This is a genomic window from Ruminococcus sp. YE71, assembly GCF_900119155.1.
GTDB lineage: Bacteria > Bacillota > Clostridia > Oscillospirales > Ruminococcaceae > YE71.
Genome location: NZ_FPIR01000004.1, coordinates 90,222 through 115,561 on the forward strand (window position 1 = coordinate 90,222; position 25,340 = coordinate 115,561).

Here is a 25,340-nt window from a genome sequence, read left to right on the forward strand (position 1 = left end):
GCGGCACGCTCGATCGTCACGGTCGGGACAGTGTACTGCTCCTTCGGAACGGCACGCTCGATCGTCACGGTCGGGACTGTGTACTGCTCCTTCGGCTTAGTCTCGGCAGGCTTTGCATTCGGATCGTGCCTTCGCGGCGCGGAACGGTTGAAGCTGATGACCGTGTTGTCGTCGTTGAGCGAGATGCGACCCGACTTTGCAAGCTCCAGCACCGCCAGAAAGGTCGCCACGCGTGAGGATTTGTCCTCGACCCCCACGTACAGCTCCGCCACCGTGCATTCGCCCGTTTTCAGCAGACGCTTCAGCACATGGATGATCTTTGAAGTGACGGTCACGAACCGCGATCTCACGAGGGGCGAGAACTGCTCCGCGCGGACGGGCTTCAGATTGCGCGTTTTCGCGTTCATGCCGAGGTACGCCTCGACCAGCTTGTCGGGGCTTATCGTTCCCGTGAAGACCTTGTTCACGGGGAGCTTTTCGGGCGGACGGACGAACACGTCGCCGTAGACGCTGAGTCTCAGCAGACGCGCAGCCGCGGCTTTGCACTCGGAATAATCGAGCAGCTCACCCTGGAGCTCTTTTTTCATCTCCTCTGCTTCCTCGGGCTGAGGGAGCAGAGAACAGGTCTTGATGTAGACCAGCCTTGCCGCCATCGCGAGGAAATCGCCCGCGGCATCGAAGTCCTGCTCCTCAAGCCCCTCGATGTACTCAAGGTACTGGTCGAGAAGCAGGGAGATCTCTATGTCGTAAATGTTCAGCTTGTGCTTTGCGATGAGGTGCAGCAGAAGATCAAGCGGCCCCTCGAAAGCATCCAGCTTGAATTCGGGGATACTCATGATATACCGAACACCGCATTCGCGATGGGGTCGATGAAGAAGGTCAGCTTGTCAAGGCCGAAATACACGACCTCTCTCACCTTGCCCAGAACAGGCGACATCATCAGCGCGAACAGCGCCAGCGTCATGAACATCTGATTGCGTGCCATGAACTCATCGAATCCCTTCGGGGTGAAGTACGCGAGTATCTTCTGACCGTCCAGCGGGAAAACGGGGATGAGGTTGAACACCGCAAGTCCGATATTTATCCTTGTGAAAAGGTTGAGTATCGTATAAAGGTAGCTCATCCCATCCGAAGGGTGAACATACCACGCCGCCAGCGAGAATTTCATGGCGATCATTCCCACAAACGCAACGATGAGGTTGGATATAGGTCCCGCAGCCGCGGTCAGCGCCATGCCCTTGCGGTAATTCTTGAAGTGCAGAGGGTTGACAGGTACGGGCTTGCCCCATCCGAACCCGAACAGGAGCATACCCAGCGTACCGAACGGGTCGATGGATGCTATCGGATTGAGGGTCAGTCTGCCCTTGAGCTTTGCAGTATCGTCGCCGAGCTTGTAGGCCGCCCACGCGTGTGCGAACTCATGTATCGGCGTTATCAGAAGTATTATCATAAGATACACGAAAAGCGATATGATTATCGTTTCCTTGTCCTTTGTCTGTAGTGCTGAGATCATTTCTTTTCCTCTTTTCCTAACGTTCAGCTTTCTCTCCACAAAAACATATACACTGTATATTATACACCATTTCGGCGAGGATTTCAAGTGGCATCGGATTTTTTTACAGCTATTTCACTATAATTTGCCGTAGGTAACGAATTTACTGAAAATTAATATATTTTTTCAAAAAACACTTGCATTTCATCTGAGGTTGTGATATAATATATTTTGGTTATTGACCTAAGTATGAAAAAGATCATATTTACCCATCATTATTCAAAGGGGGTGCTTTGTCATGGCAAAGTGTCAGTTTTGCGGAAAGCAGATCGTTTACGGTATAAAGGTATCGCACTCGCACAGAAGGACTAACAGAAGCTGGAAGCCCAACGTAAAAAGAGTAAAGGCAATTGTCAACGGTACTCCTTGTCACGTATACGCTTGCTCCAGATGCCTTCGTTCCGGTAAGGTAGAGAGAGCATAAGTCTTTCACTAAAGCTACTTCAAGACCGTCTGTTCGGACGGTCTTATTTTTTTGCACTTTTTACCGACACGAAAAACGGAGATGGTCTCTCACGCGAGATGCCATCTCCTGTTGTTTTCTTTACCGCAAAATACGCGTTTGTGAAGGGGTCATCACTTCTTCTTGGATGCGAAAACGTCCTCGGCTTCTTCTTCCTCCTCGGTCTCCTTCGGAGCGGCGTTCAGCTTCTCGAAAGCGTCCATGGTGTCAACGACCTTGTCGAGATTCTTCTGGAGCACAGCCTTAGCCTCAGCAAGCGAACTGTTCAGATCGTCGGAAAGCATACGTCTGATGGCCGCATCCTTCTCCTCGGCGTCCGAAATGGTCTTGTCAGCGTCTGCATTCGCCTTCGCAACGATGTCGTCAGCCTCCTGACGCGCCTGCTGGATCAGCTCAACAGCATACTCCTTAGCCTGACGGGTGATCTCGGTCTCCTTGACCATCTCCTCGATCTTGACCTTGGTCTCCTCAACGTACTCGTCAGCCTGAGCGCGGATCTTCTTCGCCTCGGCATTCGCTTCCGCAAGGATGGTCTCCTTCTGGGTCTGGAGCTCCTTTGCCTTCTTGATCTCGCCGGGCATATTCAGACGGAGAGTGTCGATATAGGTACGCATCTGGTCGCAGTCGATCATCTTCTTGCCCGAGAACGGAACGGCAGAAGAATTGTCGATAAGCTCCTCCATCATTTCGAGTATTTCATCATAGTTCATATTTAAACGTCCTTTCTGTATATAATATCCCGTTAAAATTTTGCGCTGCCGGCTTGTGGGGGCTTATTGGGGGAAACCCTTTTGAAAAAGGGTTATCCCCCAAACCCCTTTCCTAAAACTTTTAATACTTTTTGGCTGTGGGTGGTTCTGACTTAATTTGTGCAGGTCGGATAGTTCGGAGCTCTTCTTTTATATAGTTGCCACTTGCCAAAAAGACGTTCGATAGCGGTTAACGCATCATTTGCGGAAGTTATCAGATGATCTCTCATGAAATGGAGAGAGTCTGTCTTTCAAACCACATCCAACTGCCAACATATCAAAAGTCTTTGGAAGGGGGTCTGGGGGAGAACCTTTCTTCAGAAAGGTTTCCCCCAGTAAAAACCCTAAAAGCAAGCATATCCCGTCAGATCTCCAGCCCGTCCCTCGGAACGAACAGTTTGGAGTTGATGTCGTCGAGGATCTCAGGCGGCACGAAGTCGGAAATATCGCCGCCGAGTGCTGCGATCTCCTTGACCACGCTGGACGACAGGTACATATTCTCCGCGCTGGTGGTCAGAAACACCGTTTCGGCGTCGGGGTAGAGTTTCTTGTTTGCGAGCGCCATCTGGAACTCGTACTCGAAGTCGGTCACAGCACGCAGACCCTTGACTATCGCGCAGGCGTGCGTCCTTGCCAGGTATTCCGCCAGCAGTCCCGAATGGCAGTCAACTATCACGTTCTCCATGCCCTTCGTGCATTCGATGATGAGCCTCATGCGCTCCTCGATCGGGAACGCGCCCGAACCCGCCTTCCGCGGATTGAAGGACACGAGCACTATCACCTTATCGAACAGCTTTGACGCGCGTTCGATGATGTCCAGGTGACCCTTGGTCACGGGGTCGAAGCTGCCGGGGCAGACAGCTATCTTTCTCATAGCTCATCCTCCGACTGCGGTGTGCGGTAAACGGTCACAGCGACCTTGCCGTAGCGGTACCTCTTGTGGAGATACAGCCCCTCATACTCGTCGGGCAGAGTCAGTTCAGCCTCATGTTCGCAGATGACGAACGCGCCCTCATTCAGCTTTTTCGAGATGAGCGGAAGCACCTTTTCGAGCAGTCCGTGGCGGTAAGGCGGATCGAGGAACGCCATATCCAGACCCGTTTTTGCCACTTTTATGTATTCGATGCTGTCCATATTCAGGACTCTCGCGCTGCTCATCAGCTTGCAGGCGTTCAGATTTTCCTTGATAACGGCGACAGCGTCGGGATTCTGATCGACGAAAACGCAGTGTGCCGCTCCCCTGCTGAGCGCCTCGATGCCGAGCTGTCCGCTTCCTGCGAACAGGTCAAGAACGCTTGCCGTCGGCAGGTCGAACTGCACCACCGAGAAAATAGCTTCCTTGACTGCGTCGGGAGTCGGGCGAATATCGAGAGAATCGAGCGTTTTGAGCTTTCTTCCCCTTGCCGAACCTGTAATAACTCTCATATCGTAAAACCTCTTGGTCTGAATTTCATATATAAATATTATACAATAATTTAAAGCGTTTGTCCATAGGCTTTTCAGATTTTTTTTGACGAATTTTGGCGGACGGGGATTTTTGTACACATTAAACAAAAAGAGACCTCACATACATGAGGTCTCTTCACGAAACGGATAAACCGTTTTATAAACTGTTCTTCAAGAAATTACTTCTTGCGGGAAACAACTACAGCAGCGCCTGCAACAGCAGCGAGTGCGAGAGCGATACCTGCGGGAGCACCTGCGGGAGCGTTCTCAGTGTTGTCGGATGCAGCAGCGGAAGAAGTGGTAGAACCGCCTGTGGTGCTTGCAGTGCCGCCTGCTGCCTTGCTGGTAGTGGAAGTAGTAGACTTGCTGGAAGTAGTGGAAGAAGTCGAAGAGCTGTCAGCGTTAGAGCTGGAGTCAGCATTCGAGCTGGAAGAATCGGTGTTCTCAACAGTCAGACCCTTAACAGTGAAGGTAACGGAGATGTCGCCGTCCTCAGCGGTAACGAAAGCCTTAGGATCGATGGTGTTGTTCTTGTTCCACTTGTCGATCAGCATGATGGTGAGGTAGTTCTGAACGCCGGGGGTAGACTCGTCGAGGTCCTTCTTAGGATCCCAGCTGAACTTAACAACGTCCTCGGGAGAGAACTGCTGACCCTGGATGTCTACAACGAGGTCGGAGATCTCAACGAGCTTGCCGTTGTAGGTAGGCTTGTCGAGCAGATCCTCAGCGGTATTGTCGCCGTCAGCGTTGTAGGTAACGATGATGTCGGTGGATACGGACAGGATGTTGAACACGCCTGCGTCCTTGCCTGCTTCCCAGGTAAGGTTATCCTTGGTGAGAGTCTCACTGCCGTCGTTGGTCTTAGGCTCAAAGTTGTGGAGAATGGACCACTTGCTGCCCTCTCTGGTGATGGTCTTAGCCTCATCAGCGAACCAGCTGGACTTATCCTCAGCAACTGCCGCAGCGTTCTCTTCCTTGAGAGTACCGCTGGTAGCCATAGTTACGGTATAAGTACCGTCGCCGTTGATCTCAACATCGCCGAAGTTAGCGTCGGTGTCGATACCGTAAGCGCCGCCCTGAACGCCGACCTTCTTGTCGGGGAATGCAGCGGTAGTATCATCAGAGCCGAAGGTGTTTCTGTAGTTCCAGGTATCGTTAGCCTGGAAGGAGATACCGGCGTGACCGGTAGCGGTGGTTGCAGCGGAAGCAGCAGTAGGTGCGCTTACCATTGCAAGTGTAGTCATAGCGATCGCAGAAGCAGCCATGCCTGCAAGGATCTTTCTGATTTTCATAACAAATGACTTCCTTTCCAAAATTTTACTGTCAGATAGTTATATTTCGTTTTACTGCCCTAAAGTGAGCAAAACTCTATATAATATATTTTACTTTATTTCGTTACAATTTTCAATCGTACTTTTACACAAACTTTTCACAATTGATATGTGCAGTTATCATAAAAACCGTCCAATTTTTTGTAACTTCCGATAATATCACATGATAGTTTCATTTGTTTGTGAGGATATGAAACCGTGCGTCAGCCGCCGAGATCGCCCGATTTATGCTTCTGAGCGTAGCCCGTGATGCGCAGAGCCGCTCTTTCGGGGGAGAGTTTTGCCGCCGTGCGAAGCAGTTTTATGCTGCGCTCGGGGATGATGATGCGCTCGCCGTGATCGAGTCCGTAAGCCGCGCACATCGCACAGTATTTCGCGGAAATGCCCTTGAGCCCGAAGCTCACGCCTGCCACGTCATTGAATTCGGTATCGACGGGACCCGGGCAGAGTGCGGAGATCTTCACGTTACTGTTCGAGGTCTTGAGCTCGTCGTTGATAGCGTTCGTCAGCGAGACCACGAAAGCCTTTGTGGCGTAGTACATCGCCATGTTCGGACCGCCGGGCATAAGACCCGCGGACGAAGCGACGTTGAGTATCGCGCCGCAGTCTCGGTAGCGGAAATCCTTCAGGAACATATAGGTTATCGCGGCGACCGCGGTGCAGTTCAGGTCGATCATGTCGAGCTGACGGTCGAGGTCGATCTGCTCGAACCTGCCGACCGCGCCGAAGCCCGCGTTGTTCACGACGATCTCGACGTTCAGGTCATAGACCATGTCGTAAAGTTCCTTAGCCGACTCTCTGTCGCGCAGGTCGCAGGAGATTATACGCGTCGGAGTCTCCAGTTTCAGAGCAAGTTCGGTCAGTTTTTCGGTGCGCCGCGCCACCAGCACGACACCGTAACCGCGCTTTGCGTACAACTTGGCAAGCTCCGCGCCGATGCCCGAGCTCGCTCCCGTAATAAGTGCCCATTTTTCCATAAGTCATGACCTCCGTTTCATAGTATGCATAACATTATTAATATTATACAACATTTTGTTCAAAAAGTCAACGCCTGACGGAGCAAAAACGTGAATTTCAAATTTTGGTGTGTGCCTGACAAACGCAGGGGCTTTGCCTCTGACCCCTTTCCCTAAACTTTTTATTTTGGGGAGAGTGTGGTTCTTTCAATAAAAATGGAGTTGGTCTGTTTTTGGGTCAGACCAACTCCTTGTGTTTTTTTATTCTCTGCCGTCCCAGCAGTATGTGCAGAGTTTGCAGTTTTCTATCGGAACGGAGTTGAGCATATCGTCGAGGCGGTGGAATCTCAGGCTGGTGAAGGTCAGCTGACGGCGTATCTCTTCGACCATCTCGGCGTAGTTGGTGCTGAGCGGGTTCGCGTAGTCGAGCAGCTTTGCAGGGGTGACATCCGCGCCCTCACGGTCTGCGATTATACGGCGGGTGATAAGATCCATCTCGCTGTTCGAGCGCGAGAAGTTCAGGTACTTGCAGCCGTACAGCAGCGGCGGACAGGCAGGACGGATATGAACTTCCTTTGCACCGCTCCTGAACAGATACTCGGTGGTCTCTCTCATCTGAGTGCCGCGTACTATCGAGTCGTCGATGAGCAGCAGGCTCTTGTTCTTGATAAGGCTCTCAACGGGGAGCAGCTTCATCTTCGCAACGCGGTTGCGCTGGTTCTGGTTGGTCGGCATAAAGGAGCGCGGCCATGTGGGGGTGTACTTGATGAAGGGTCTTGCGAAAGGTATCTTCGACTCGTTGGAGTATCCGATAGCGTGCGCGATACCCGAATCGGGAACGCCTGCTACGATGTCGGGCTTCGCGTCGTCGCGCTGTGCGAGCAGTCTGCCGCAGTTGTAGCGCATCTCCTCAACGCCCACGCCCTCGTAGCTCGATGCGGGATAACCGTAGTATACCCACAGGAACGTGCATATCTTCATCTGCTGGCGCGGCACGGAAAGTACCTCGACGCCGTCTGGTGTGATGAAGTCTATCTCGCAGGGACCCAGCTCTTTATAATGTGTGTAGCCGAGGTTCAGGTAGGAAAAGCTCTCGAAAGCGGCGCAGAAGCCGTCCTCGCGCTGACCGATAGCAACAGGTGTTCTGCCGAGCCTGTCTCTTGCGGCGTAGATGCCGTCCTTGGTCATAACGAGCATGGTCATCGAACCGTCGATGACTTCCTGTGCCAGCTTGATGCCCTCAAGGATGCTCTCTTCCTGATTGATGATAGCCGCCACGAGCTCGGTCGCGTTGACCTCGCCGCCGCTCATCTCAAAGAAGTGCAGATGGCTCTTCTCGAACACTCTGTCCAGCAGTTCCTCGGTATTGTTTATCTTGCCGACGGTGGTGATGGCGTAGGTGCCGACCTTCGAGCGTATCAGCAGGGGCTGAGCCTCGTAGTCGGAGATACATCCGATGCCGAGGTGACCCTTCATAGAGTTCACGTCGCTGTCGAACTTGGTGCGAAACGGCGAGTTCTCGATGTTGTGGATAGACCTGTCAAAGCCCTTATCCTTGCTGTACATGACCATACCCGCTCTTCTCGTGCCGAGGTGCGAGTGGTAGTCGGTGCCGTAGAACACATCGAAAGCGCAGTTATCGTTCTTTGTAGCCGCTCCAAAAAATCCGCCCATATTTTTTTACTCCTTCCGAATAAACATCTCCAAAAAAATTTTCACAAAAAAAATATCTAAACCTATTATATTACAATCCTCATCTTTTTTCAAGATGATTCTTCACAGTTTCATTTTTTTTTTACATTATCGGGCTTGCCGTCCTGACCGCGCATTACCGCCACCACCTCTGTGATAAGCTCGGCAGTGGGCTGTTTTGCGCTGATGTCGATGGAGAATCCCGGGGCGTCGCCCTGTATGAAACGCAGCCGTTTGCCGTACTTTTCCAGCAGTTTCGGGGCGTATTCGGGCTTGAACTCACGCATGGTGAACACCGCCTTCGCGCCCTTCTGTGAGATCTCCCTGATGCCCAGTGCCGCCGCGGAATTTCTCACGAGGGCAACGTTTATCAGACCCATGACGGGCTTGGGCGGGTCGCCGAAACGGTCGATGAACTCGTCGATAACGTCGCGGCTGTCCTCGACGCTGACTATCGAAGCTATGCGGCGGTAAGCGTCGATACGCAGCATATCGCTCTCGATGTAGGTCTCGGGGATGAACGCGTCTATCATGATGTCGATAAGGCAGTCCTCGGGGGACGGGGGCGGAGCCTCGCCCTTCTGCTCGGCTATCGCTTCGTTGAGAAGCTGCAAGTACAGGTCGTAGCCGACCGCTTCCATATGGCCGTGCTGTCTGCCGCTGAGTATCGAGCCCGCGCCGCGTATCTCAAGGTCGCGCATGGCGATGTGGAAGCCCGAACCGAACTTCGTGAACTCCTTTATCGCTTCAAGGCGCTTGGTGGCGACCTCGGAAAGCACCTTGCCGCGCCTGAATGTCAGGTACGCATACGCTCTCCTGCTGGAACGCCCCACGCGGCCTCTCAGCTGGTGCATCTGGGACAGCCCGAGATAGTCCGCGTCCTCGATGATGAGGGTGTTAACATTCGGGACGTCAACGCCCGTTTCGATAAGGGTAGTGCAGACAAGAACGTCTATCTCGCCTTCGATGAGCTGGCGCCATATCTCGCTGAGCTCGTGCTCGCTGAGCCTGCCGTGCGCCACGCCGACCCTCGCCCCCGGGACGAGCTTCGCTATCTCGTCGGCGGTGCGGTAGATGGTGTCGATGCGGTTGTGGATGTAGTAGACCTGACCGCCGCGGCGAAGCTCCTTCGAGATCGCCTGCCCGATAACGGCAGGGCTGTGCTCGGTCACGTAGGTCTGGATGGGTCGCCTGTCCTGGGGCGGTTCTTCGATGACCGACATATCGCGGATTCCCGACAGCGCCATGTTCAGTGTTCTTGGGATGGGGGTCGCAGAAAGGGTCAGCACGTCCACTCCCGTGAACAGCTCCTTGAGCTTCTCCTTCGCCGCCACGCCGAAGCGCTGCTCCTCGTCGATTATGACAAGTCCCAGGTCCTTGAACCCCACGTCCTTCGAGACAAGGCGGTGAGTGCCGATTATCACGTCGATAGTGCCGCGTTTGAGCTCTCGGACTATCTGTGCCTGCTGCTGCGGAGTGCGGAAACGGCTGAGAAGCTCCACCTTTATCGGGAAGTGCTCGAAACGCTTGATAGCCGTCTGATAGTGCTGCCACGCGAGCACCGTTGTCGGCACGAGTATCGCCGCCTGCTTCGAGTCGAGCACGCACTTGAACGCCGCACGGAGCGCCACCTCGGTCTTGCCGAAGCCCACGTCTCCGCAGAGAAGTCTGTCCATCGGCTGGACTTTTTCCATGTCCTCTTTTATCTCGTTTATGCAGCGCAGCTGGTCGTCGGTCTCCTGATAGTCGAATCTGTCCTCGAAATCGCGCTGCCAGTCGTTGTCGGGGGAGAAAGCGTGACCGAACACGGTCTGACGCTGGGCGTAGAGCTTTGTCAGCTCCTCTGCCATGTCCCTGACCGCCTTTTTTACGCGCGAGCGGGTCTTCTGCCACTCTATCGAACCGAGCCTGCTGAGCTTTACGGTGGTGTCGTCCGACGCGCCCACGTACCTCGACACAAGGTCGAGCTGGGTGACGGGAACGTACAGCACATCCGTGCCCGAGTATTTTATCGTGATGTAATCCTTTTTCACGCCGTTGGCGGCGATGCTCTCGATACCGCGGAAACGTCCGATGCCGTGTATAGAATGTACCACAAGGTCGCCGGGGTGCAGCTCGGTGAGGGCGCGGATAACGTCGTCGTTCTTGCGCTTCTTCTTTTTCTTTACGATGTTCGCCGACTTCATCTGGGTGATGACGGCGCAGCCTGCTGTCGGGTAGTCAACGCCCGACGACAGCGAACCCGTGCGGACGTAGACCCTGCCTGCTTCGGGCTCCGAATCCTCGGTCAGTATCTCGGCTCTGAAACCGTCCTCGCAGAGGTCGCTGACGATTATCGGGAGGGTTTTCTCCGAGCCTGCCAGCAGCACCACCGAGTAGCCCTGCCCGATATACTCGTTCAGCTCCTCGGTGAGGGCGGTCATGCTGCCGCCCCAGCCTGCGGTCTGACGGCAGTCGGTGTTGATGAGCTTCTTGAAGCGGATACTGCCGTTCTGCCGCATGAAGGTATCGAGGAAGATGCAGGGCAGAGCCAGCATTTTCGCTTCCAGCAGACCCGAGTCCGCCATGTAGCCCTCCAGCCGCTTGAACATGATGCCGCTCTCGTACATGAGCTTCAAGTCCTCGGAGAGCTGGTCGGAGAAGCCGCGCAGGTTCTCGCAGGCAGAGGTGTACTCGGACACGAGACAGACGCCCTTCGAGAAATAGTCGGTGACGAACGCGGACGTTTCGTAGGCGAGGGAGTAGTACTTATCGGGGTTCGTGAGTGAGAGCCCTGTCTCCACCATCTCGCGGTCGCGCATGAGATAGGCGCGGACAGCGTCGGCGTTCTTCATGCGAAGGGACTGCGAGAGCTTATCTATCCTCTCGCAGAATTCCTCCTGCGAACCGAAGATGACCTCCAGCGCGGGGAACACGGTCACGCAGTCAACAGGCTCGGTGCGGCGCTGAGTCTCGGTATCGAAACGGGCGGCACTGTCTATCTCATCGCCCCACAGCTCGATACGCACGGGCTCGGAGTCCGACACAGGGAAAATATCCACCACCGAACCCCTCACCGAGAACTGCGCCTGACCCTCGACCATCTCGCATCGGCTGTAGCCTGCGGCGGTGAGCCTGCGGATGAGGGTATCGGTGTTTATCTCACCGCCCACTTCGAGCCTGAAAGAATACTCCTCCAGCACGTCGGGGGGCACTGTCGCCTGACAAGCCGCCGCCGCCGAACAGCAGAGCACCCTGCACTCGCCCGTGAGTATGAGGGAAAGCGCCTCGATACGTCTGTGGACGTACTCGTTCGACACGCCCTCCATCGGCACGAACACGAACTCCTTCTCGGGGAAGACGCAGGCAAGGCGCCTGTCGGCGAGGGTGTTTATATCCTGCGCCGCACGGACAGCCGCCGCCTCATCGGCACAGACCAGCAGCACCGAAGTATCGGCAGCCAGCGCCGCCGCGATATGCGCCTTGTGTATGCCTGCCACGCCCGTGACCGAGATGGGTGTGTATCCGCCTGCCGCGGTGTTATACAGGTCATTATAAAATTCGGTCTTATGTAAAATACGGTCAAAAATATTCATAGCAATACCCTATAATGCTGTAATGCGGTGCGTTTCATCCGTTCACTTGTTGCATTCGTTCATCGCCTTGTCGATGCTTCCGCCGACTATGTATTCGGCGGCTTTGCAGGCGTCGTCCAGCCGCGAATCGAACGCCTTCTGCTGGTCATCGTCAAACTTGCCCAGCACCCAGTCCGCAAGGTCGTAATCGGGGTGTGGCTTCGCACCCACCCCCAGCTTGATGCGCGGGAAACCGTCGCCGCCGCAGAGTGCGATTATGCTTTTCAGACCGTTGTGACCGCCTGCGCTGCCCTTGCGTCTGACGCGGATATGCCCGGGTTCGAGGGAGATGTCGTCGAAGATGACCAGCACGTTCTCGATGGGTATCTTGTAGAAGCCCATCGCCTGTTCTATCGCTTCCCCCGAATTGTTCATGTAAGTCTCGGGCTTCATGACAAGAACGCGCTTGCCGCCGATGTTCGCTTCACCGATGACCGCCTTGAACTTATGCTGCTTCACCTCGAAGCCGAACTTCTTCTCAAGTGCCGCGACTGCCATAAATCCTGCGTTGTGGCGGCTGTTCTCGTACTGTATCCCCGGGTTGCCGAGTCCTGCGATAATGAACTCGATCTTCCCGCCCTGCGGCTCTCTTCCCTTTGATATCCTGTCGAATGCGTCCCAGATGCTCATACTCCCGACTCCTTTTTCATGCAAACACTAAAGGGGCGTATGCCGACAAAATGCGGCATTCGCCCTGTTCATCAGTTATCCTGTTCATACATTATAGCACACAAATGTTCCGATTGCAAGTTAATTTTTTGTGTACGTCAGGCGTCGGTCATCAGCCGTCTGAGGTCGCCGTAAAGAAGTCCGCACCTGTTGCAGTACCACACCAGCCGTCCCGTGCGGAACAGCGGAAGTCTCGCCTGCATAGCCCACTCGGGGTACTGCCTGAACATCATCAGACAGCTGTCGCTCTGATACGCGACGAACGAGATGTAATGCTCCTTCGTCATCTCGTGATCGGAAGTGACGTACAGTTCGCCGCCGATGTTCTCGACCCTGAGCTTTTCGCCGTCCTCAGCCCTGCGCGGTTCGGCGGCGGTGAGCCTGTTGCCGCAGCAGGTGATGCTCGCGTCGGAAGATGCGGTTATGATATTTCCGCAGTCCTTGCAGATGTAGAATCTCAGCTTGTTCATGTTTCCCACCTCACTTTCATTACAGTCCGCCCCGCCCGAGAGAAGAGTCTGAACGTCCGTGCCGAAAACTTCCGCAAGCTCGGTCAGCATGGAAATATCGGGACAGCCGTTTGCGCACTCCCACTTTGATACCGCCTTGTCGCTGACGTTCAGGCGTTCGGCGAGCTGTTTCTGGGTCATATTGTTTCTGAGTCTCAGAGCGCGTATCAGCGCCCCCGTTTTGATCTGATCCATGAATATCATCCCCCTGATGATATTATAACATCTGCGACCTGTCCCGTCAATCCACGCTCCGTAGATATGCTCTCCGAACGAAAAAGTTACAAAGTATGTAAACATTTTGTAACCCTATTGATTTTTTTGGCACGATGTGATATAATATGTTGGAATAGGCAAATGGAATGATAGCACCTGAAAGGCAGAGTGAATGAAAATGTCCGATTATACTCAGCATCTCAACCTTATCGACCTGAACGACTACCCCGTGTCCTGGTGGAACAAACTGCTGTCCCTCGCTCACGAGATTCGCGGCAACCCCACGCTCTATTCAAAGGCGTGTGAGGGCAGGATAATGGGAACGCTGTTCTACGAGCCGTCCACAAGAACGCAGATGTCTTTCCAGACCGCGATGCTCAGGCTCGGCGGGACCATAATCGGCTTCGACAACCCTGCCACTTCTTCGGTGGCAAAGGGCGAGAACCTCAAGGACACTACCAAGATAGTCTCGGGCTACGCGGATATACTCGTCATGCGTCACCCTACCGAGGGCTCGGTCAAGGCGGCGGCTCTGACTGCCGAATGCCCCGTCATCAACGCGGGCGACGGCGGACATCTCCACCCGACCCAGACCCTTACCGACCTCTTCACACTGAAAGAAGAGAAAGGCTCGCTGGAAGGGCTGACCATCGGCTTCTGCGGCGACCTCAAAAACGGCAGGACGGTACACTCGCTCATCAAGGCGATGCTCTGCTACAAGGGAACACGCTTCGTGCTCATCTCGACACCTGCGCTCTCCCTGCCCTCTTATATAAAGGATATGCTGTCGGCAGGCGGCGTACCCTTCAAGGAGGCTTCCTCGCTGGAGGAGGTCATCGGCGAGCTGGACGTGCTGTACATGACGCGCATCCAGCAGGAACGCTTCGCGAGCCGTGAGGAATACCTCGCGCAGAAAGGCTCGTACATACTCGACAAGGCGAAGATGAAGCTCGCGAAGGATGACATGATAGTGCTCCACCCCCTGCCGAGAGTCGATGAGATAGCCATCGAAGTGGATGACGACAAACGCGCCATGTACTTTGAACAGGCGAAGTACGGTATGTACATCCGTATGGCTCTCATCTACACCGTTATCCGCGGCGACGGAGTTCCCGCGAAGATAGTCAAGGGCAGAGCGCACCCGACCGTTCTCTGCTCAAACCCCAAGTGCATCACTCATGCCGAGACCTATCTGCCGCACCTGTTCGAGGGAAGCGGCGACATTCTCACCTGCGAATACTGTGACAACAGGACACTGGTCTGACAGACGGAGGATTGATATAGAAATGGTCAATGTATCGATGCCGCCCGAGGGCGAGCGCTACGTCGTAAACGTCGAGAGACAGGGGTGCATGAAGTACACCTACTACAACGACGGCGTGGTAAAGATAACCAAATACAAGAAAAAGAAGAAGATATACTGGAACAGGATAGCCGTTGCGGTGTTCATGCTCCTGCTGATGATATACGGCATGAGCAGGGTCGTGAAGCATTTCTCGGAAAGTGCGAAGAACAAGAACGTCACTGCGAAGGCGAACACCTTCGTATTCGACAGCACGGAAACTGCCGAGGCAGAAACTTCCGAAACGACGAAGTACACCGAGCAGGTCAAGGCTGACGCTCCCTCGGGTACGGCGAGCGTTACCGAAGGCACTGCCGAAGCTCAGGGACGAGAGCTGAAGGTCTGCATCGACGCAGGTCACGGCGACATCGACCTCGGAAACTCCGACGGGAACGGTTCGTTCGAGAAGGACGAGAACCTTGAGATGGCACTGCTGGTGCGCGACTGTCTTCAGAAGAAGGGCGTAACGGTAGTTATGACGCGAGAGACCGACTCGAACATTTCGCGCACCGACAGATGCACGCTTGCGAACACATCGGGTGCCGACTTTTTCGTTTCGATACACAGGGGCGGTTCGGACAGTGTTTACTACTACGGCACACCGGGCATCATCGCGTGGGTGAACAATATGCACCCGAGCTACGACACGGCGTTAGCGCAGAACATACTCCGTGCGCTGGATGCGGTTGGAGTATCGCAGGACATGGGAGTTTACTACGGTTACGACGGTTCAGCCGACTCGAACTACGAGATAAACACGAACACGGTAATGCCGAGTTGTCAGATAGAGTTAGGCAGTATGCTTGTAAGTGATGACAACGACAATTTCGCGGCGAACAAGCAGGCGTATGCGGAAGCGATCGCGAGCGGCATCATCAAGACTGCGGTGGAGCTTGGAGTTATCGCCGACAACGGATCGAGGATCCTTGGCGAGCAGTTATTATCCGACGGAAAGACGAATGTCACGATGAATGATGGAAACGAAAGCACCATCACCATTCAGGAGCAGGAAGATAACGAATATTAAAAATAAGCCATAGTATCAAAAAACGATACTATGGCTTTTCCATTGGCAAAACCGCAAAACGTCCCGTACTCGCCAGAGAATCAAAAAGTTTAGGAGGGGTCTGGGGAGACCCTTTTCAAAGGGTCCCCCAGCAGGGGCTCGGGGACGGCGTCCCCGCCCAGGGAATGTGGCTTTGACCCGTAAGCGCACAAACATCCCATCGCACCAAAGGTGCGACAAGACGTGTAAGGCTTTTACTTCCCCTCCCACTTGCTCTTGCTGAACGATTCCAGATCACACAGGAATAACACCTGATCATAATCCTTCGGGTCGATGATGTCCGTTACATTCTTACCCTCGGGCAGGTCGTCGGGATCGATCAGCATTATCTCCGAATAATGCGGCAGTAAAAACGGTACAAAACAATGCGCATAGTCCGACCCAATCAGCAATAACTTAGGCATACTCTCCGCCGTCGTCACGATCTTCGCTGTGCTCAGATCAGACGCGCCAAGGAAGAAACTGTACTTGTCAGCCTTCGTCAGTCCGCTTCGGCTGTATACCGACGTGCGGTTGTCCGTGACACCGTCATGCGTCACATCACAGGACTTCACATAACTGCCGAACTTGCAGCGGTAGGCGTTTATCCTGTCGGAGGGTACGCTACGCACTCCGCTCCTGTCGGCAAGACTCCCGAGGAACTCCACATGAGTGTACTCGACATCGTAGTTCTGCACACTGTAAAGCGTTCCACCCAGCTTCTGTATCGAAGCAGCATAGGCGGCATACGCACCCTGCGGCGTCCAGCGGTCGTCGGTGCGGTAGTAGATGTAGTTGTCACGCACCTTGTATAACGAACCGAACACGTCCAGCGGGGTCACGTCGGGGTCGATGGCGTAGTACAGCTCGTCTATAATCTTCTGCTGGTCGTCAGCCCCGAGGGTGTCGGGCAGATGCTCACGGTATATCCCCGAAGCCGTCGGCACAAGCATCACGTAGGCAGGCAGCGTGGGGGCAAGTCTGTGAAAACGCCCTATCGCTTCGCAGGAAGCGTATGCCGCATCCGTGTCGAGACCGCTGTGAACGTCGATGAGCCGCTCACCGTCCGCGTCGTGGTAGACTCCGCCGAAACTCCGCTGCCCGAAAAGATGCGCACACCTCGCATAGAGGACAAGCATCTTGTCCGACATGGGGAAACTCTCCGAAGCTGCCTGCTGAAACGCCGCCGCAGATTCGTCCGACTCCGCCGACGCTGCGAGTTCTCCTCTGCCGCCGAGAACGGTCATGACCCCTCCCACCGCGGCAAACCCGAAGAAAAGTACCACTGTTATAACTTCAATGAGCCTGCGCACAGAGCTTCCTCCTTCCTGCGTGAACACATCATATCATCTGTTGAGCATATACGCCGAGCAGAGCACCAGCGCGATGACTTCGAGCACGGGCAGAATGAATATCAGCCAGCGTGTGTTCATCCGCCTCAGAGCCGTCGGCAGTACCGAACCCGTCACGAACAGCGCCGTCAGCAGCGGCAGCCACGACGCTTCGAGCAGATAGTTGAACACTTCGTTGTCGATGTCCGCCAGCGACAGCCCGAAGGCGGGCATCCCGTAAGGCAGCAGAGAAAGCGCCGCCAGCACGCCGCCTACAGATGCCGCCGCCAGCTTCGTGAACACCGCCCCCGTTATCGGCCGCGGTTCTTTCAGTCCGCTAGTGAACTTCAGCTGCAAGACCATCACAGCCGCCGCAGCCGCTCCTGCCGCCATCCCTTCCCAGCCGAAGGAGAACCACAGCAGAGCGAACATCGTACCTGCCGCCGACGCGAGCAGTTTCCTCCCCGTCAGACGAATTATCGGTGAGCAGATGTAGTCGCGTATCCACATGGTCAGATGAACGCATACACCGCCGAGCCTGCTTCGGAGGGAGCTGTCGAACAGCCGCCTGCGGACGGGCTGTCTCACCCTCAGTCCCATCATCATGGCGGTTCCCTGCCCCATGTACAGCAGACCCGAGATACCGCTCATGAACGCTCCGTACCATATCAGCAGAGAGAGCCACGCCGCCGCGCCGCCCCTGCTTTTCACGGGGAGCGATGCGTATTCTTGCCACACATCTGAGAGCCTGCACGATATCAGCAGGAACTCCGCCAGTCCGAAAACATACAGCCATATCCCCCTGCCCAGCTTGCGGAAGCTGACCTTCGGGGCGGCGAATATCTTCACGGTGCGCCTGTAGCGCAGTACGGGTCCCACCCCCGTCACAGGGAAGAAGGCGGAATATGCCGTCAGTGTGCCGATGTCCGCAGGTTCGTGGCCGCGCCATACGTCTGCCAGATAGGACACGAAATGCAGAGCGATGACCGCACCGCCTGCCACCGCTATCCCCGACAGCGGCGCAAGGTCCGCTCCCCTGCCCTTCGCAAAGAACACGAACATAGCCGCCTGCAACACCATATCCGAAGCGAATAGGATACGGCAGAGCTTTATCCTGTCGGGACGGGCGCGGCTGTCGGCTATCACCCTGCCCGAGACGTAGACCGCCGCCAGATCTGCGCCGTAGACGGCAAGTCCCCATATCCCCTGCGATGCTATGACCGCAAGGTTCGCCGCCGCGATGAGCCATCGGCGGTGTTTCGCAGGTGTGAGCCTGTACACACCCATGAACACGGGCAGAAAGAAAAACAGATATATCAGGCTGTACAGTGTCAAGGGTGTCCACCGCCTTTCGTTCGGGTCATTCTTCGTTCATCAGGTCTGTGAGCTCTTCACGGGTGTAGAGGGTGTTGAGCAGGTCGAGCAGTGCCGACGGAGACAGCCCCGACGGCAGATTTAGCCGCTGACATAGCGCAGCGCGGCGCTCGGACGCGTCGGGCGTTCCCGACAGACCGAGCATGAAAAGATCGTTCTTCGTGACAGGCTCCCCCTGCTTCGGCTTCTCGTCGGCAAAGGGTTCCAGCAGTCTGCGAAGGATATCCGCGTCTATCCCCTCCACCCCGAGAGTGCCCTCCTTCGAGGGTTCGGCCTTGCGGCGTTCCTTGCCTTTTATCTGGGGGATGTGCAGTTCGGCTATGCGCGTATGAAGTTCTTTGGGCAGGATGCTTTTTATGTGGGCGCGTATCTGTCTGCCTGCCCTGTCCGAGTCGGTCAGCACGATGAGCCCCGTCGTTTCGGCGTAGCGCCTGATAAGTCGGCAGGTCTCGCGGCTCTTGTAGATGCCGAAGCCGCCCGTCACGATGATAACGCCGTCAACGATCGAGCTGAGCTTTATCTTGTCGTACCGTCCCTCGACGACTATCGCCCTTGAGATGTGCAGTTTTTCCATGCGCACCTCACGCCATCGAGCTTGCGGCAAACTGCTCCACCGCAAGATAAGCCGCCGCATCGTTCATCGAAGAGGTCTTCATGCGAAGCTCGGTGTCCGACAGCAGAGTGAGCGTGCGGCGCAGGCGGTCGGGGTCGATGCTCATGCAGTCGTCATACGCCTTTCTCACGGCAAACTCGCGGTTCTTCGGGTAGCCGAAGTCCTTCGCACAGTCGGAATCCGTCCGTCCTGCCGACCTTGCGAGCCTTGCGCGGTAGATGTCCGCAAGGGACATATTTATGACCGAGAGTATCTGCATCGGCTCGTAGTTCTGCGCTCTGAGCTCGGTCAGTCTCGCGAACACGAATGCGGCGTTTCCGCGAAGGATGTTGACCGCGAGGGTAAAGCCGTCGCTCTCGACCTTTCGGATGACGAGCGCGTCGATCGCCTCACGCTCGATGGTGCCGCCGTTTGCGTAGGCGCAGAGCTTTTCGGTCTCCATAGCGATGCTCGCGGTGTCACACAGGCAGAGCTGTGCGATATACTCCGCGTCGCGCTGTGAGATGGAACAGCCGTTGTTCTTCACCGCCGCCGTTATCATCTTGCCCTGCTCGTACACCGACTTGAAGGCGAACTCCACCACCGTGCCGAACTTCTGGCACTTCTCAAAGAACCTCTGGTTCTTGTCCGAGAGGGAGCGGCGGTTCTTGTAGGGCTTTTCGCCGCCTGCGATGAGCATCAGCACCGTAGTTTCGGGGATGTCCTCGATGAGCTTTCGCAGGATGTCCGCTTTCGTGGGCGGGAGCGAATCCATGTCGAGACCGCTGAGGGTCACCACCACCCTCTCGGCGAACATCGGCAGTACCTGCACCGCGTCGGCGAGCGCTTCCATATCAAGCTGGTCGCCTGCGTCGAAGGTATGCAGGTTCATTACCTGAGCTTCCTTCGGGCAGAGCCGTTCGGTGAGCTTTTTCACGAACGGGTCGAGTGCGCCCGTATCCCTGCCGTAGAACAGGTACAGGTTCGAGTATTCCTTTGCGCGTATCGCCTTGCCGCACTCGGAGGGCGAGGTCGGCGCGAATTTCTGTTTGTAGCCCTTCTGTTTCGGAGCCGCCATGATGTTCACCTCTTGTCACACACATCAACAGACAAGAAATACGGAAAAAGCACTTCGGGCATCCCCCGCCCCCTGCCGCCGATCTGCGGCATAAGGGCTCAAAGGTCGCCTTTATCACATGATTTTTCCGTATCTCTGCATTGTTCTTTACTTATCTTCCGCTGTCAACTGTCAGCCTGCGGGCCACGCAAGGTCGCGTCCTGCCAGCACATGGAAGTGGATGTGGAACACGCTCTGTCCCGCTCTTTCGCCGCAGTTCGTAACTACGCGGAAGCCGTCCCTGAACTCCTCGTGCTCCGCCGCCAGCTTCGAGATTACCTCGTAGATATGTGCGATGACCGCGCTGTTCTCGGGGGTGATGTCGCTGAGCTTTGCGATGTGGGTCTTGGGGATGACCAGCCAGTGGATAGGCGCGGTAGGTGCGATGTCGGCAAAGACATACACCTGCTCGTCCTCGAATATCTTGGTCGAGGGTATCTCCCCTGCGATTATTTTGCAGAATAAGCAGTCGTTCATTGTGATTTCCTCCTTCTATATAAACCTTTTCCGCAGACGTACTTTATTTTGCGGAAATGCTGTTCAACATAACGCTTGTCACAGCGTAGCCCTTACTCAGCAGGATATCTGTCATCCCCTGCGCGATCTGCGGGGTATAAGCGCTGATCTCCTCAAAGCTCACGCCGCTTGCCGCAAGCTCCGCCGCCTTCACGCCGAACGCAGAGATTGCCTTCTGGGCGAGTTTAGCCTCGAACTCTTTGGTGTCGGTGACTTCCTCACCGTCGAAGAACGGCAGATACTCTATCTGACCGTTCATTTTGAGCGAGAGCAGTTCGCCCGTCGTGCTGTCCCTGAAAGGCACAGGTTCAGCCGTACCGAACTCCACTGTGTTTGCGGCAAGATCGGAGTGTTCCTCGATGATGGTCTCGCCCGGGGTGGTATCGGGAGCTTCGGTCTCGGCAGGCTGTGTATCCTCAGTCAGAGACTCATCTTCGCCTGCGTCCTCCATAGTCAGTTCGGGCATCACCAGTTCTGCTGTAGTCTGCTGTTCAAAGGTGTAGTCGGAATTGCTTTCCTTTTCCTTATTGCCGCAGCCCGTCAGCGACAGCAGCACAGCCGCCGACGACAGTCCTGCGATCACTCTTGTGATACTCTTCATTACGATCCTCCGTGATATGATTCCGTTACTTGATGAAGCCGCCCAGCAGCTCTGCCGCCTTAGCCATAGCCTCGTCGATCTTAGCCGCGTCGCCGACGCCTGCCATAGCCTGGTCGGGACGTCCGCCGCCCTTGCCGCCTGTGATGGCAGCCGCTTCCTTGACGAGCTTGCCTGCGTGAGCGCCTGCCGAAACAGCAGCCTTCGAGCATACGCAGAGCAGCTTCGGCTTCTCGTCGGCGGTGCCTGCCAGCAGCAGAACGAATGCTTCGTCCATGCTCTTTACGCCGTCGGCAAAGCTGTCGTACATATCAGCTCCCACGCTGTCGAGCTTGACAGCCGCGAGCTTCACGCCCTTTACGTCCTGTGCCGCGCTTACAACGCTGCCGAACATAGCGCCTGCGATCTTGCCCTTCAGGCTGTCAACGCTGCGCGAAAGCTCCTTGTTCTCTTCGAGAACGGCAGCGATCCTGTCGCCGATAAGGTTAACGTCGTTGACCTTGAGGGTCTTTGCAGCGTTTGCCAGCTTGCCGTCGAGCTCAGCGAGGAGCTTGAGCACGTTTGCGCCCGTAACAGCTTCGATACGTCTTACGCCGCTTGCGACAGAGCTCTCGGAAATGATGCGGAACAGACCTGCCTGAGAAGCGTTGGTGAGGTGGGTACCGCCGCAGAACTCCAGCGAGAAATCGCCGATGGAAACAACGCGCACAGTCTCGCCGTACTTCTCGCCGAACAGTGCCATAGCGCCCAGCTTCTGCGCCTCTTCGATGGGCATCTCGCGGGTGTCAACGGGCAGGCAGTCCATGATCTTCTCGTTCACGAGAGCCTCGACCTTTGCGAGCTCGTCGGGAGTGATAGCCTCGAAGTGGGAGAAGTCGAAACGAACTCTGTCCGCGTCAACGAGCTGACCCTTCTGGTGAACGTGGTCGCCGAGCACTTCTCTCAGAGCCGCCTGGAGCAGATGTGCCGAGGTGTGGTTTCTTGCGATAGCCATTCTTCTCTTTGCGTCAACTGCGAAGTGTGCAGCCTGACCTGCTTCGATGTGACCCTCGACTACCTTTACTGTGTGAGCGATCTTGCCTGCAACAGCCTTCTGGGTGTCGGTGACTTCCGCCTTGCCCGTAGCGGTGGTGATGATACCTGTGTCGCCTACCTGTCCGCCGCTCTCAGCGTAGAACGGGGTAGCCTTCGACACGATGTAAGCGGTCTGACCCTCGTCGGCTCTCATGATGAGCTCGTCATCGTTTGCTATGAAGTCAACGGTGGAATCAGCTTCGAGCTGTCCGTAGCCGAGGAAATCGCTGTGGAATTCCTTGTCGATGCGGTGGAAAACGGTCTCGTCAGCGCCCATGTACTTGGAGCCGCCGCGAGCTTCACGGGCGGTGGTGCGCTGAACTTCCATGCACTTCTCGTAGCCCTCTTCGTCAGCGGTGAAGCCCTTTTCTTCGAGTATCTCGCGTGTGAGGTCGAGCGGGAAGCCGTAGGTGTCGGACAGCTTGAAGCAGTCCTCGCCGCCGAGAACGGTCTTGCCGTTAGCCTGCATATCTGCGATAAGGTCGTCCAGCAGCTTCATGCCGCGGTCGATGGTGCGGTTGAAGTTCAGCTCCTCGTTGGTGAGTACCTTGACGATGTAGTCGTACTTCTCCTCAAGCTCGTTGTACTCGCACTTATTGCAGTCAACGACGGTGCGCACGATGTCCTTGAGGAACATACCCTCGATGCCCAGCAGCTTGCCGTGACGTACAGCTCTGCGGACAAGGCGGCGCATAACGTAGCCTGCACCCTCGTTGGAAGGCAGAACGCCGTCGCTTGCGAGGAAGGTCACAGCGCGGATATGGTCGGTGATAACGCGGACGGAAACGTCCTTCTTGTATTCCTTGCCGTACTCGCAGCCTGCGATGCGGCAGATGTGGTCGCGGATAGCCTTGACGGTATCAACATCGAAGATGGAGTCAACGCCCTGCATGAGAGCAGCAAGTCTTTCAAGACCCATGCCCGTGTCGATGTTCTTCTGTGCGAGGGGGGTGTAGGTGCCGTCCTCGTGGCGCTCGAACTGTGTGAACACAAGGTTCCAGAACTCCATGAAGCGGTCGCAGTCGCAGCCTACCTTGCAGTCGGGCTTGCCGCAGCCGTACTCAACGCCGCGGTCGAAATATATCTCCGAGCAGGGACCGCAGGGACCGTCGGTACCTGCCTCCCAGAAGTTGTCCTCCTTGCCCATGCGGACGATGCGGTCAGCAGGAACGCCTGCTTCCGACTGCCAGAGCTGTTCAGCCTCGTCGTCGTCCTCGTATACGGAGATCCACAGTCTGTCCTTGGGGAGCTTCAGCACTTCGGTAACGTATTCCCATGCCCAGGTGATAGCTTCCTTCTTGAAGTAGTCGCCGAAGGAGAAGTTGCCCAGCATCTCGAAGTATGTACCGTGACGTGCGGTCTTGCCCACGTTCTCGATGTCGCCTGTACGGATGCACTTCTGACAGGTGGTCATACGTGTGCGGGGCGGAACTTCCTGACCCGTGAAGTAAGGCTTCAGCGGTGCCATGCCTGCCACGATGAGCAGCAGCGAGTTGTCGTTCTGCGGTACGAGCGAATAGCTCTTCTTGCGCAGGCAGTTCTTGCTCTCAAAGAATTTCAGATAGGATTCTCTGAGGTCGTTTAAGCTTGTCCATTCCATTTTAGTTTCCTCCGAAATATATAGTTGATAATTGTAAATGATAAACTATTTTATGCCTTTGCCAGCAGTTCCCTGACTGCGCGGGTCTTTTCGCCGCCGCGCTCGGCGTAAAAAACGGGCGTACAGCCGCAGCTGTCGGTGACGTTCAGGTCAGTGCCCTTTTTCAGAAGGTAGTTGATGCCTGCGGCGTTGCCCGACTTTGCGAAATCGAACGCCAGCGGCGCAAGGTCGAGACCGCTCTCGTCGGCGACTGCGAACAGCCGCGGGTCGTTCGTCTGTGAGAACAGGCGCACGCCCTGTTTTTTCAGCTCGGCGTCGAACTGTGCGCGGTAATTCTTGCGGATGTACAGCGCGATATCGGGCGAACAATGCATCGCCCACCCGAGGGGCGACATGGATGCCACGCTCTTGCCGAGGTCTGCGCCTGCCGCCATCACCGCCCTGAATCCTTCAAGGTCGCCGTGCTGAGCGCAGAAACCGAGGGGGGTGTTCATGTAGGGGATAGCCTTGTTGAGCTGAGCAGGGCTCGCCTTTTTCGCACGGGCGATTATCTGCTCGGTATCGCCGATGTAGCACGCATAGACAAGGCTCTTACGTATCCTTTCGGCGTCGTCCATCACGGCTTCGAGCTTCGCCCTGCCTTCCTCACCCGGAGGGGTCAGACCGTACTCTATCCAGAACATGACGTAGCTGCTGTAGCCGTCGTACAGCACCGAATTGTACTCCGACTCGGGGTAGAAGCGCTGGATGACGGGGGTGCCGTACTCGAACCGCCAGAGGTGGATACCCGGCTGTTTCCCCTGCTCGCTGAACTGTTTCATGTAGCGGTCGTGGATAGAATCTGCGCCGCCGAACCAGTCGGTGTAGGTGACCACCGAACCGTCCCTGACCGTGTAGATATTCGCCTGACGTGAGTTCCTCGACGCGATGAGCACAAGGAAGAAGGCGTCGATGCACAGATCATGAGCCAGATCGTGGAGCCAGCCGTCGGGGTCGTTCATCAGGTTCGTATACATGACGGTGACCTCTTCGGGAGTCGGCTTGCGGGTCTTGCCCGCCATGCTTTCCTGACAGGCTCCGCACCTGCGAAGTATGCGGCGCGCCTTCACGATGGACAGGTCGCCGTTGGGCACGCTCGCCAGCTGAGGGTCGGGCGAACCGTTTCTGTAAATGCCGCTTTCGTCCTCCCAGAAGCAGACGGGGCAGATCTCCCAGGCGCCGAGCTCATCGAGCGTCAGGCAGCCGCAGCACGGACATTGTTTTTTTTCCATATGACATCCTTTCATAATAAAAGCCGCTTCGCCCCTGAAACATGGGACGAAGCGAACTCCGTGTTACCACCCAAATTACCGCACGGCTGGACCACGCGGTCACTCAAACCCCTTAACGCGGGAAAACGCCGCCGTTTTCGGCGGTGCTCGGGAGCAGCACTCGGGTGCGGCAGTACGGGGCTTTCAGCGATACGCTCCGCTCTCTGTGAATGTCACCTGCCCGATCAATCTCCGTCACGGCATTTTGCACATATATATCCATTATACAGTAGCAAATCCCGTT

At 55.7% G+C, this 25,340-nt stretch carries 23 protein-coding genes; 3 read left to right on the forward strand and 20 right to left on the reverse strand.

What is annotated here, in order from left to right; translation table 11 throughout:
* Both BT142_RS04965 and BT142_RS04970 read right to left on the reverse strand, forming a co-directional pair.
* Positions 1-836, reverse strand: an 836-nt coding sequence (locus BT142_RS04965) for a segregation and condensation protein A (protein ID WP_072417109.1), incomplete at its 3' end; no start/stop codon positions are given.
* Positions 833-1,513 carry a site-2 protease family protein gene (locus BT142_RS04970; protein WP_072417110.1) on the reverse strand — a complete coding sequence of 227 codons (681 nt, stop codon included), beginning with the start codon at positions 1,511-1,513 and terminating at the stop codon, positions 833-835. The genes BT142_RS04965 and BT142_RS04970, both read right to left, overlap by 4 nt.
* 277 nt (positions 1,514-1,790) lie before the next feature.
* On the opposite strand from BT142_RS04970, the gene rpmB reads away from it, so the two are divergent.
* The gene (gene rpmB, locus BT142_RS04975; protein WP_072417111.1) at positions 1,791-1,976 is read left to right on the forward strand and encodes a 50S ribosomal protein L28; all 186 of its coding nucleotides are present in this window, start codon (positions 1,791-1,793) and stop codon (positions 1,974-1,976) included.
* Between the two features lie 152 nt (positions 1,977-2,128).
* On the opposite strand, the gene BT142_RS04980 is transcribed toward rpmB, so the two are convergent.
* The 9 genes from BT142_RS04980 to BT142_RS05020 form a co-directional block, all read right to left on the reverse strand.
* The gene (locus BT142_RS04980; RefSeq protein WP_072417112.1) at positions 2,129-2,725 is read right to left on the reverse strand and encodes a hypothetical protein; all 597 of its coding nucleotides are present in this window, start codon (positions 2,723-2,725) and stop codon (positions 2,129-2,131) included.
* Positions 2,726-3,128: 403 nt separating this feature from the next.
* Positions 3,129-3,638, reverse strand: coding sequence for a pantetheine-phosphate adenylyltransferase (gene coaD, locus BT142_RS04985; RefSeq protein ID WP_072417113.1), 510 nt, complete (start codon positions 3,636-3,638; stop codon positions 3,129-3,131).
* Positions 3,635-4,231: a 16S rRNA (guanine(966)-N(2))-methyltransferase RsmD gene (gene rsmD / locus BT142_RS04990; RefSeq protein WP_347497636.1), complete on the reverse strand. Its 597-nt coding sequence runs from the start codon at positions 4,229-4,231 to the stop codon at positions 3,635-3,637. The genes coaD and rsmD overlap by 4 nt, the downstream gene beginning before the upstream one ends.
* A gap of 158 nt (positions 4,232-4,389) precedes the next feature.
* Complete coding sequence (locus tag BT142_RS04995) at positions 4,390-5,502, reverse strand: hypothetical protein (protein ID WP_072417115.1); 1,113 nt, start codon at positions 5,500-5,502, stop codon at positions 4,390-4,392.
* Positions 5,503-5,744: 242 nt separating this feature from the next.
* The gene (locus BT142_RS05000; RefSeq protein WP_072417116.1) at positions 5,745-6,518 is read right to left on the reverse strand and encodes an SDR family NAD(P)-dependent oxidoreductase; all 774 of its coding nucleotides are present in this window, start codon (positions 6,516-6,518) and stop codon (positions 5,745-5,747) included.
* 240 nt (positions 6,519-6,758) lie between these two features.
* Positions 6,759-8,171 (reverse strand): amidophosphoribosyltransferase, encoded by a 1,413-nt coding sequence (locus BT142_RS05005; RefSeq protein WP_072417117.1) that lies wholly within the window; start codon positions 8,169-8,171, stop codon positions 6,759-6,761.
* Between the two features lie 110 nt (positions 8,172-8,281).
* A complete protein-coding gene (mfd, locus tag BT142_RS05010; RefSeq protein ID WP_072417118.1) occupies positions 8,282-11,764 on the reverse strand; it encodes a transcription-repair coupling factor in 3,483 nt (1,160 codons plus the stop codon).
* A 42-nt stretch (positions 11,765-11,806) separates the two neighbouring features.
* On the reverse strand, positions 11,807-12,433 hold the full coding sequence (pth, locus tag BT142_RS05015) for an aminoacyl-tRNA hydrolase (protein WP_072417119.1): 627 nt from the start codon (positions 12,431-12,433) through the stop codon (positions 11,807-11,809).
* Positions 12,434-12,570: 137 nt separating this feature from the next.
* Positions 12,571-13,176, reverse strand: coding sequence for a helix-turn-helix domain-containing protein (locus BT142_RS05020; RefSeq protein WP_072417120.1), 606 nt, complete (start codon positions 13,174-13,176; stop codon positions 12,571-12,573).
* Between the two features lie 199 nt (positions 13,177-13,375).
* Between BT142_RS05020 and pyrB the strand changes: the two genes are divergently transcribed.
* Positions 13,376-14,461, forward strand: coding sequence for an aspartate carbamoyltransferase (gene pyrB / locus BT142_RS05025; RefSeq protein ID WP_072417265.1), 1,086 nt, complete (start codon positions 13,376-13,378; stop codon positions 14,459-14,461).
* 22 nt (positions 14,462-14,483) lie between these two features.
* Complete coding sequence (locus BT142_RS05030) at positions 14,484-15,566, forward strand: N-acetylmuramoyl-L-alanine amidase (RefSeq protein WP_072417121.1); 1,083 nt, start codon at positions 14,484-14,486, stop codon at positions 15,564-15,566.
* 233 nt (positions 15,567-15,799) lie between these two features.
* On the opposite strand, the gene BT142_RS05035 is transcribed toward BT142_RS05030, so the two are convergent.
* The 9 genes from BT142_RS05035 to BT142_RS19380 all read right to left on the reverse strand — a co-directional run bounded on the left by BT142_RS05035 (position 15,800) and on the right by BT142_RS19380 (position 25,319).
* On the reverse strand, positions 15,800-16,897 hold the full coding sequence (locus tag BT142_RS05035) for a DHHW family protein (RefSeq protein WP_072417122.1): 1,098 nt from the start codon (positions 16,895-16,897) through the stop codon (positions 15,800-15,802).
* A gap of 33 nt (positions 16,898-16,930) precedes the next feature.
* The gene (locus tag BT142_RS05040) at positions 16,931-18,250 is read right to left on the reverse strand and encodes an MBOAT family O-acyltransferase (RefSeq protein WP_072417123.1); all 1,320 of its coding nucleotides are present in this window, start codon (positions 18,248-18,250) and stop codon (positions 16,931-16,933) included.
* 25 nt (positions 18,251-18,275) lie between these two features.
* Positions 18,276-18,863 (reverse strand): ribonuclease M5, encoded by a 588-nt coding sequence (locus BT142_RS05045; protein WP_072417124.1) that lies wholly within the window; start codon positions 18,861-18,863, stop codon positions 18,276-18,278.
* 7 nt (positions 18,864-18,870) lie between these two features.
* A complete protein-coding gene (gene holA, locus BT142_RS05050; RefSeq protein WP_072417125.1) occupies positions 18,871-19,959 on the reverse strand; it encodes a DNA polymerase III subunit delta in 1,089 nt (362 codons plus the stop codon).
* Positions 19,960-20,130: 171 nt separating this feature from the next.
* Positions 20,131-20,475: a histidine triad nucleotide-binding protein gene (locus tag BT142_RS05055; RefSeq protein WP_072417126.1), complete on the reverse strand. Its 345-nt coding sequence runs from the start codon at positions 20,473-20,475 to the stop codon at positions 20,131-20,133.
* A gap of 43 nt (positions 20,476-20,518) precedes the next feature.
* On the reverse strand, positions 20,519-21,115 hold the full coding sequence (locus tag BT142_RS05060; RefSeq protein ID WP_072417127.1) for an SPFH domain-containing protein: 597 nt from the start codon (positions 21,113-21,115) through the stop codon (positions 20,519-20,521).
* Positions 21,116-21,140: 25 nt separating this feature from the next.
* Positions 21,141-23,786, reverse strand: a complete 2,646-nt coding sequence (alaS, locus tag BT142_RS05065; protein ID WP_072417128.1) for an alanine--tRNA ligase — start codon at positions 23,784-23,786, stop codon at positions 21,141-21,143.
* Between the two features lie 50 nt (positions 23,787-23,836).
* Positions 23,837-25,057 (reverse strand): CPCC family cysteine-rich protein, encoded by a 1,221-nt coding sequence (locus BT142_RS05070; protein ID WP_072417129.1) that lies wholly within the window; start codon positions 25,055-25,057, stop codon positions 23,837-23,839.
* Positions 25,058-25,169: 112 nt separating this feature from the next.
* Complete coding sequence (locus BT142_RS19380) at positions 25,170-25,319, reverse strand: hypothetical protein (protein WP_207647521.1); 150 nt, start codon at positions 25,317-25,319, stop codon at positions 25,170-25,172.
* Positions 25,320-25,340: the final 21 nt, after the last annotated feature.

Excerpts from the sequence above, each read along its gene's own strand:
- BT142_RS04970 (WP_072417110.1), bottom strand. The coding sequence starts at position 1,513 with ATGATCTCAGCACTACAGACAAAGGACAAGGAAACGATAATCATATCG.
- rpmB (WP_072417111.1), top strand. The coding sequence starts at position 1,791 with ATGGCAAAGTGTCAGTTTTGCGGAAAGCAGATCGTTTACGGTATAAAG.
- BT142_RS04980 (WP_072417112.1), bottom strand. The coding sequence starts at position 2,725 with ATGAACTATGATGAAATACTCGAAATGATGGAGGAGCTTATCGACAAT.
- coaD (WP_072417113.1), bottom strand. The coding sequence starts at position 3,638 with ATGAGAAAGATAGCTGTCTGCCCCGGCAGCTTCGACCCCGTGACCAAG.
- BT142_RS04995 (WP_072417115.1), bottom strand. The coding sequence starts at position 5,502 with ATGAAAATCAGAAAGATCCTTGCAGGCATGGCTGCTTCTGCGATCGCT.
- BT142_RS05000 (WP_072417116.1), bottom strand. The coding sequence starts at position 6,518 with ATGGAAAAATGGGCACTTATTACGGGAGCGAGCTCGGGCATCGGCGCG.
- BT142_RS05005 (WP_072417117.1), bottom strand. The coding sequence starts at position 8,171 with ATGGGCGGATTTTTTGGAGCGGCTACAAAGAACGATAACTGCGCTTTC.
- mfd (WP_072417118.1), bottom strand. The coding sequence starts at position 11,764 with ATGAATATTTTTGACCGTATTTTACATAAGACCGAATTTTATAATGAC.
- pth (WP_072417119.1), bottom strand. The coding sequence starts at position 12,433 with ATGAGCATCTGGGACGCATTCGACAGGATATCAAAGGGAAGAGAGCCG.
- BT142_RS05020 (WP_072417120.1), bottom strand. The coding sequence starts at position 13,176 with ATGGATCAGATCAAAACGGGGGCGCTGATACGCGCTCTGAGACTCAGA.
- pyrB (WP_072417265.1), top strand. The coding sequence starts at position 13,376 with ATGTCCGATTATACTCAGCATCTCAACCTTATCGACCTGAACGACTAC.
- BT142_RS05030 (WP_072417121.1), top strand. The coding sequence starts at position 14,484 with ATGGTCAATGTATCGATGCCGCCCGAGGGCGAGCGCTACGTCGTAAAC.
- BT142_RS05045 (WP_072417124.1), bottom strand. The coding sequence starts at position 18,863 with ATGGAAAAACTGCACATCTCAAGGGCGATAGTCGTCGAGGGACGGTAC.
- holA (WP_072417125.1), bottom strand. The coding sequence starts at position 19,959 with ATGGCGGCTCCGAAACAGAAGGGCTACAAACAGAAATTCGCGCCGACC.
- BT142_RS05055 (WP_072417126.1), bottom strand. The coding sequence starts at position 20,475 with ATGAACGACTGCTTATTCTGCAAAATAATCGCAGGGGAGATACCCTCG.
- BT142_RS05060 (WP_072417127.1), bottom strand. The coding sequence starts at position 21,115 with ATGAAGAGTATCACAAGAGTGATCGCAGGACTGTCGTCGGCGGCTGTG.
- alaS (WP_072417128.1), bottom strand. The coding sequence starts at position 23,786 with ATGGAATGGACAAGCTTAAACGACCTCAGAGAATCCTATCTGAAATTC.
- BT142_RS05070 (WP_072417129.1), bottom strand. The coding sequence starts at position 25,057 with ATGGAAAAAAAACAATGTCCGTGCTGCGGCTGCCTGACGCTCGATGAG.
- BT142_RS19380 (WP_207647521.1), bottom strand. The coding sequence starts at position 25,319 with ATGGATATATATGTGCAAAATGCCGTGACGGAGATTGATCGGGCAGGT.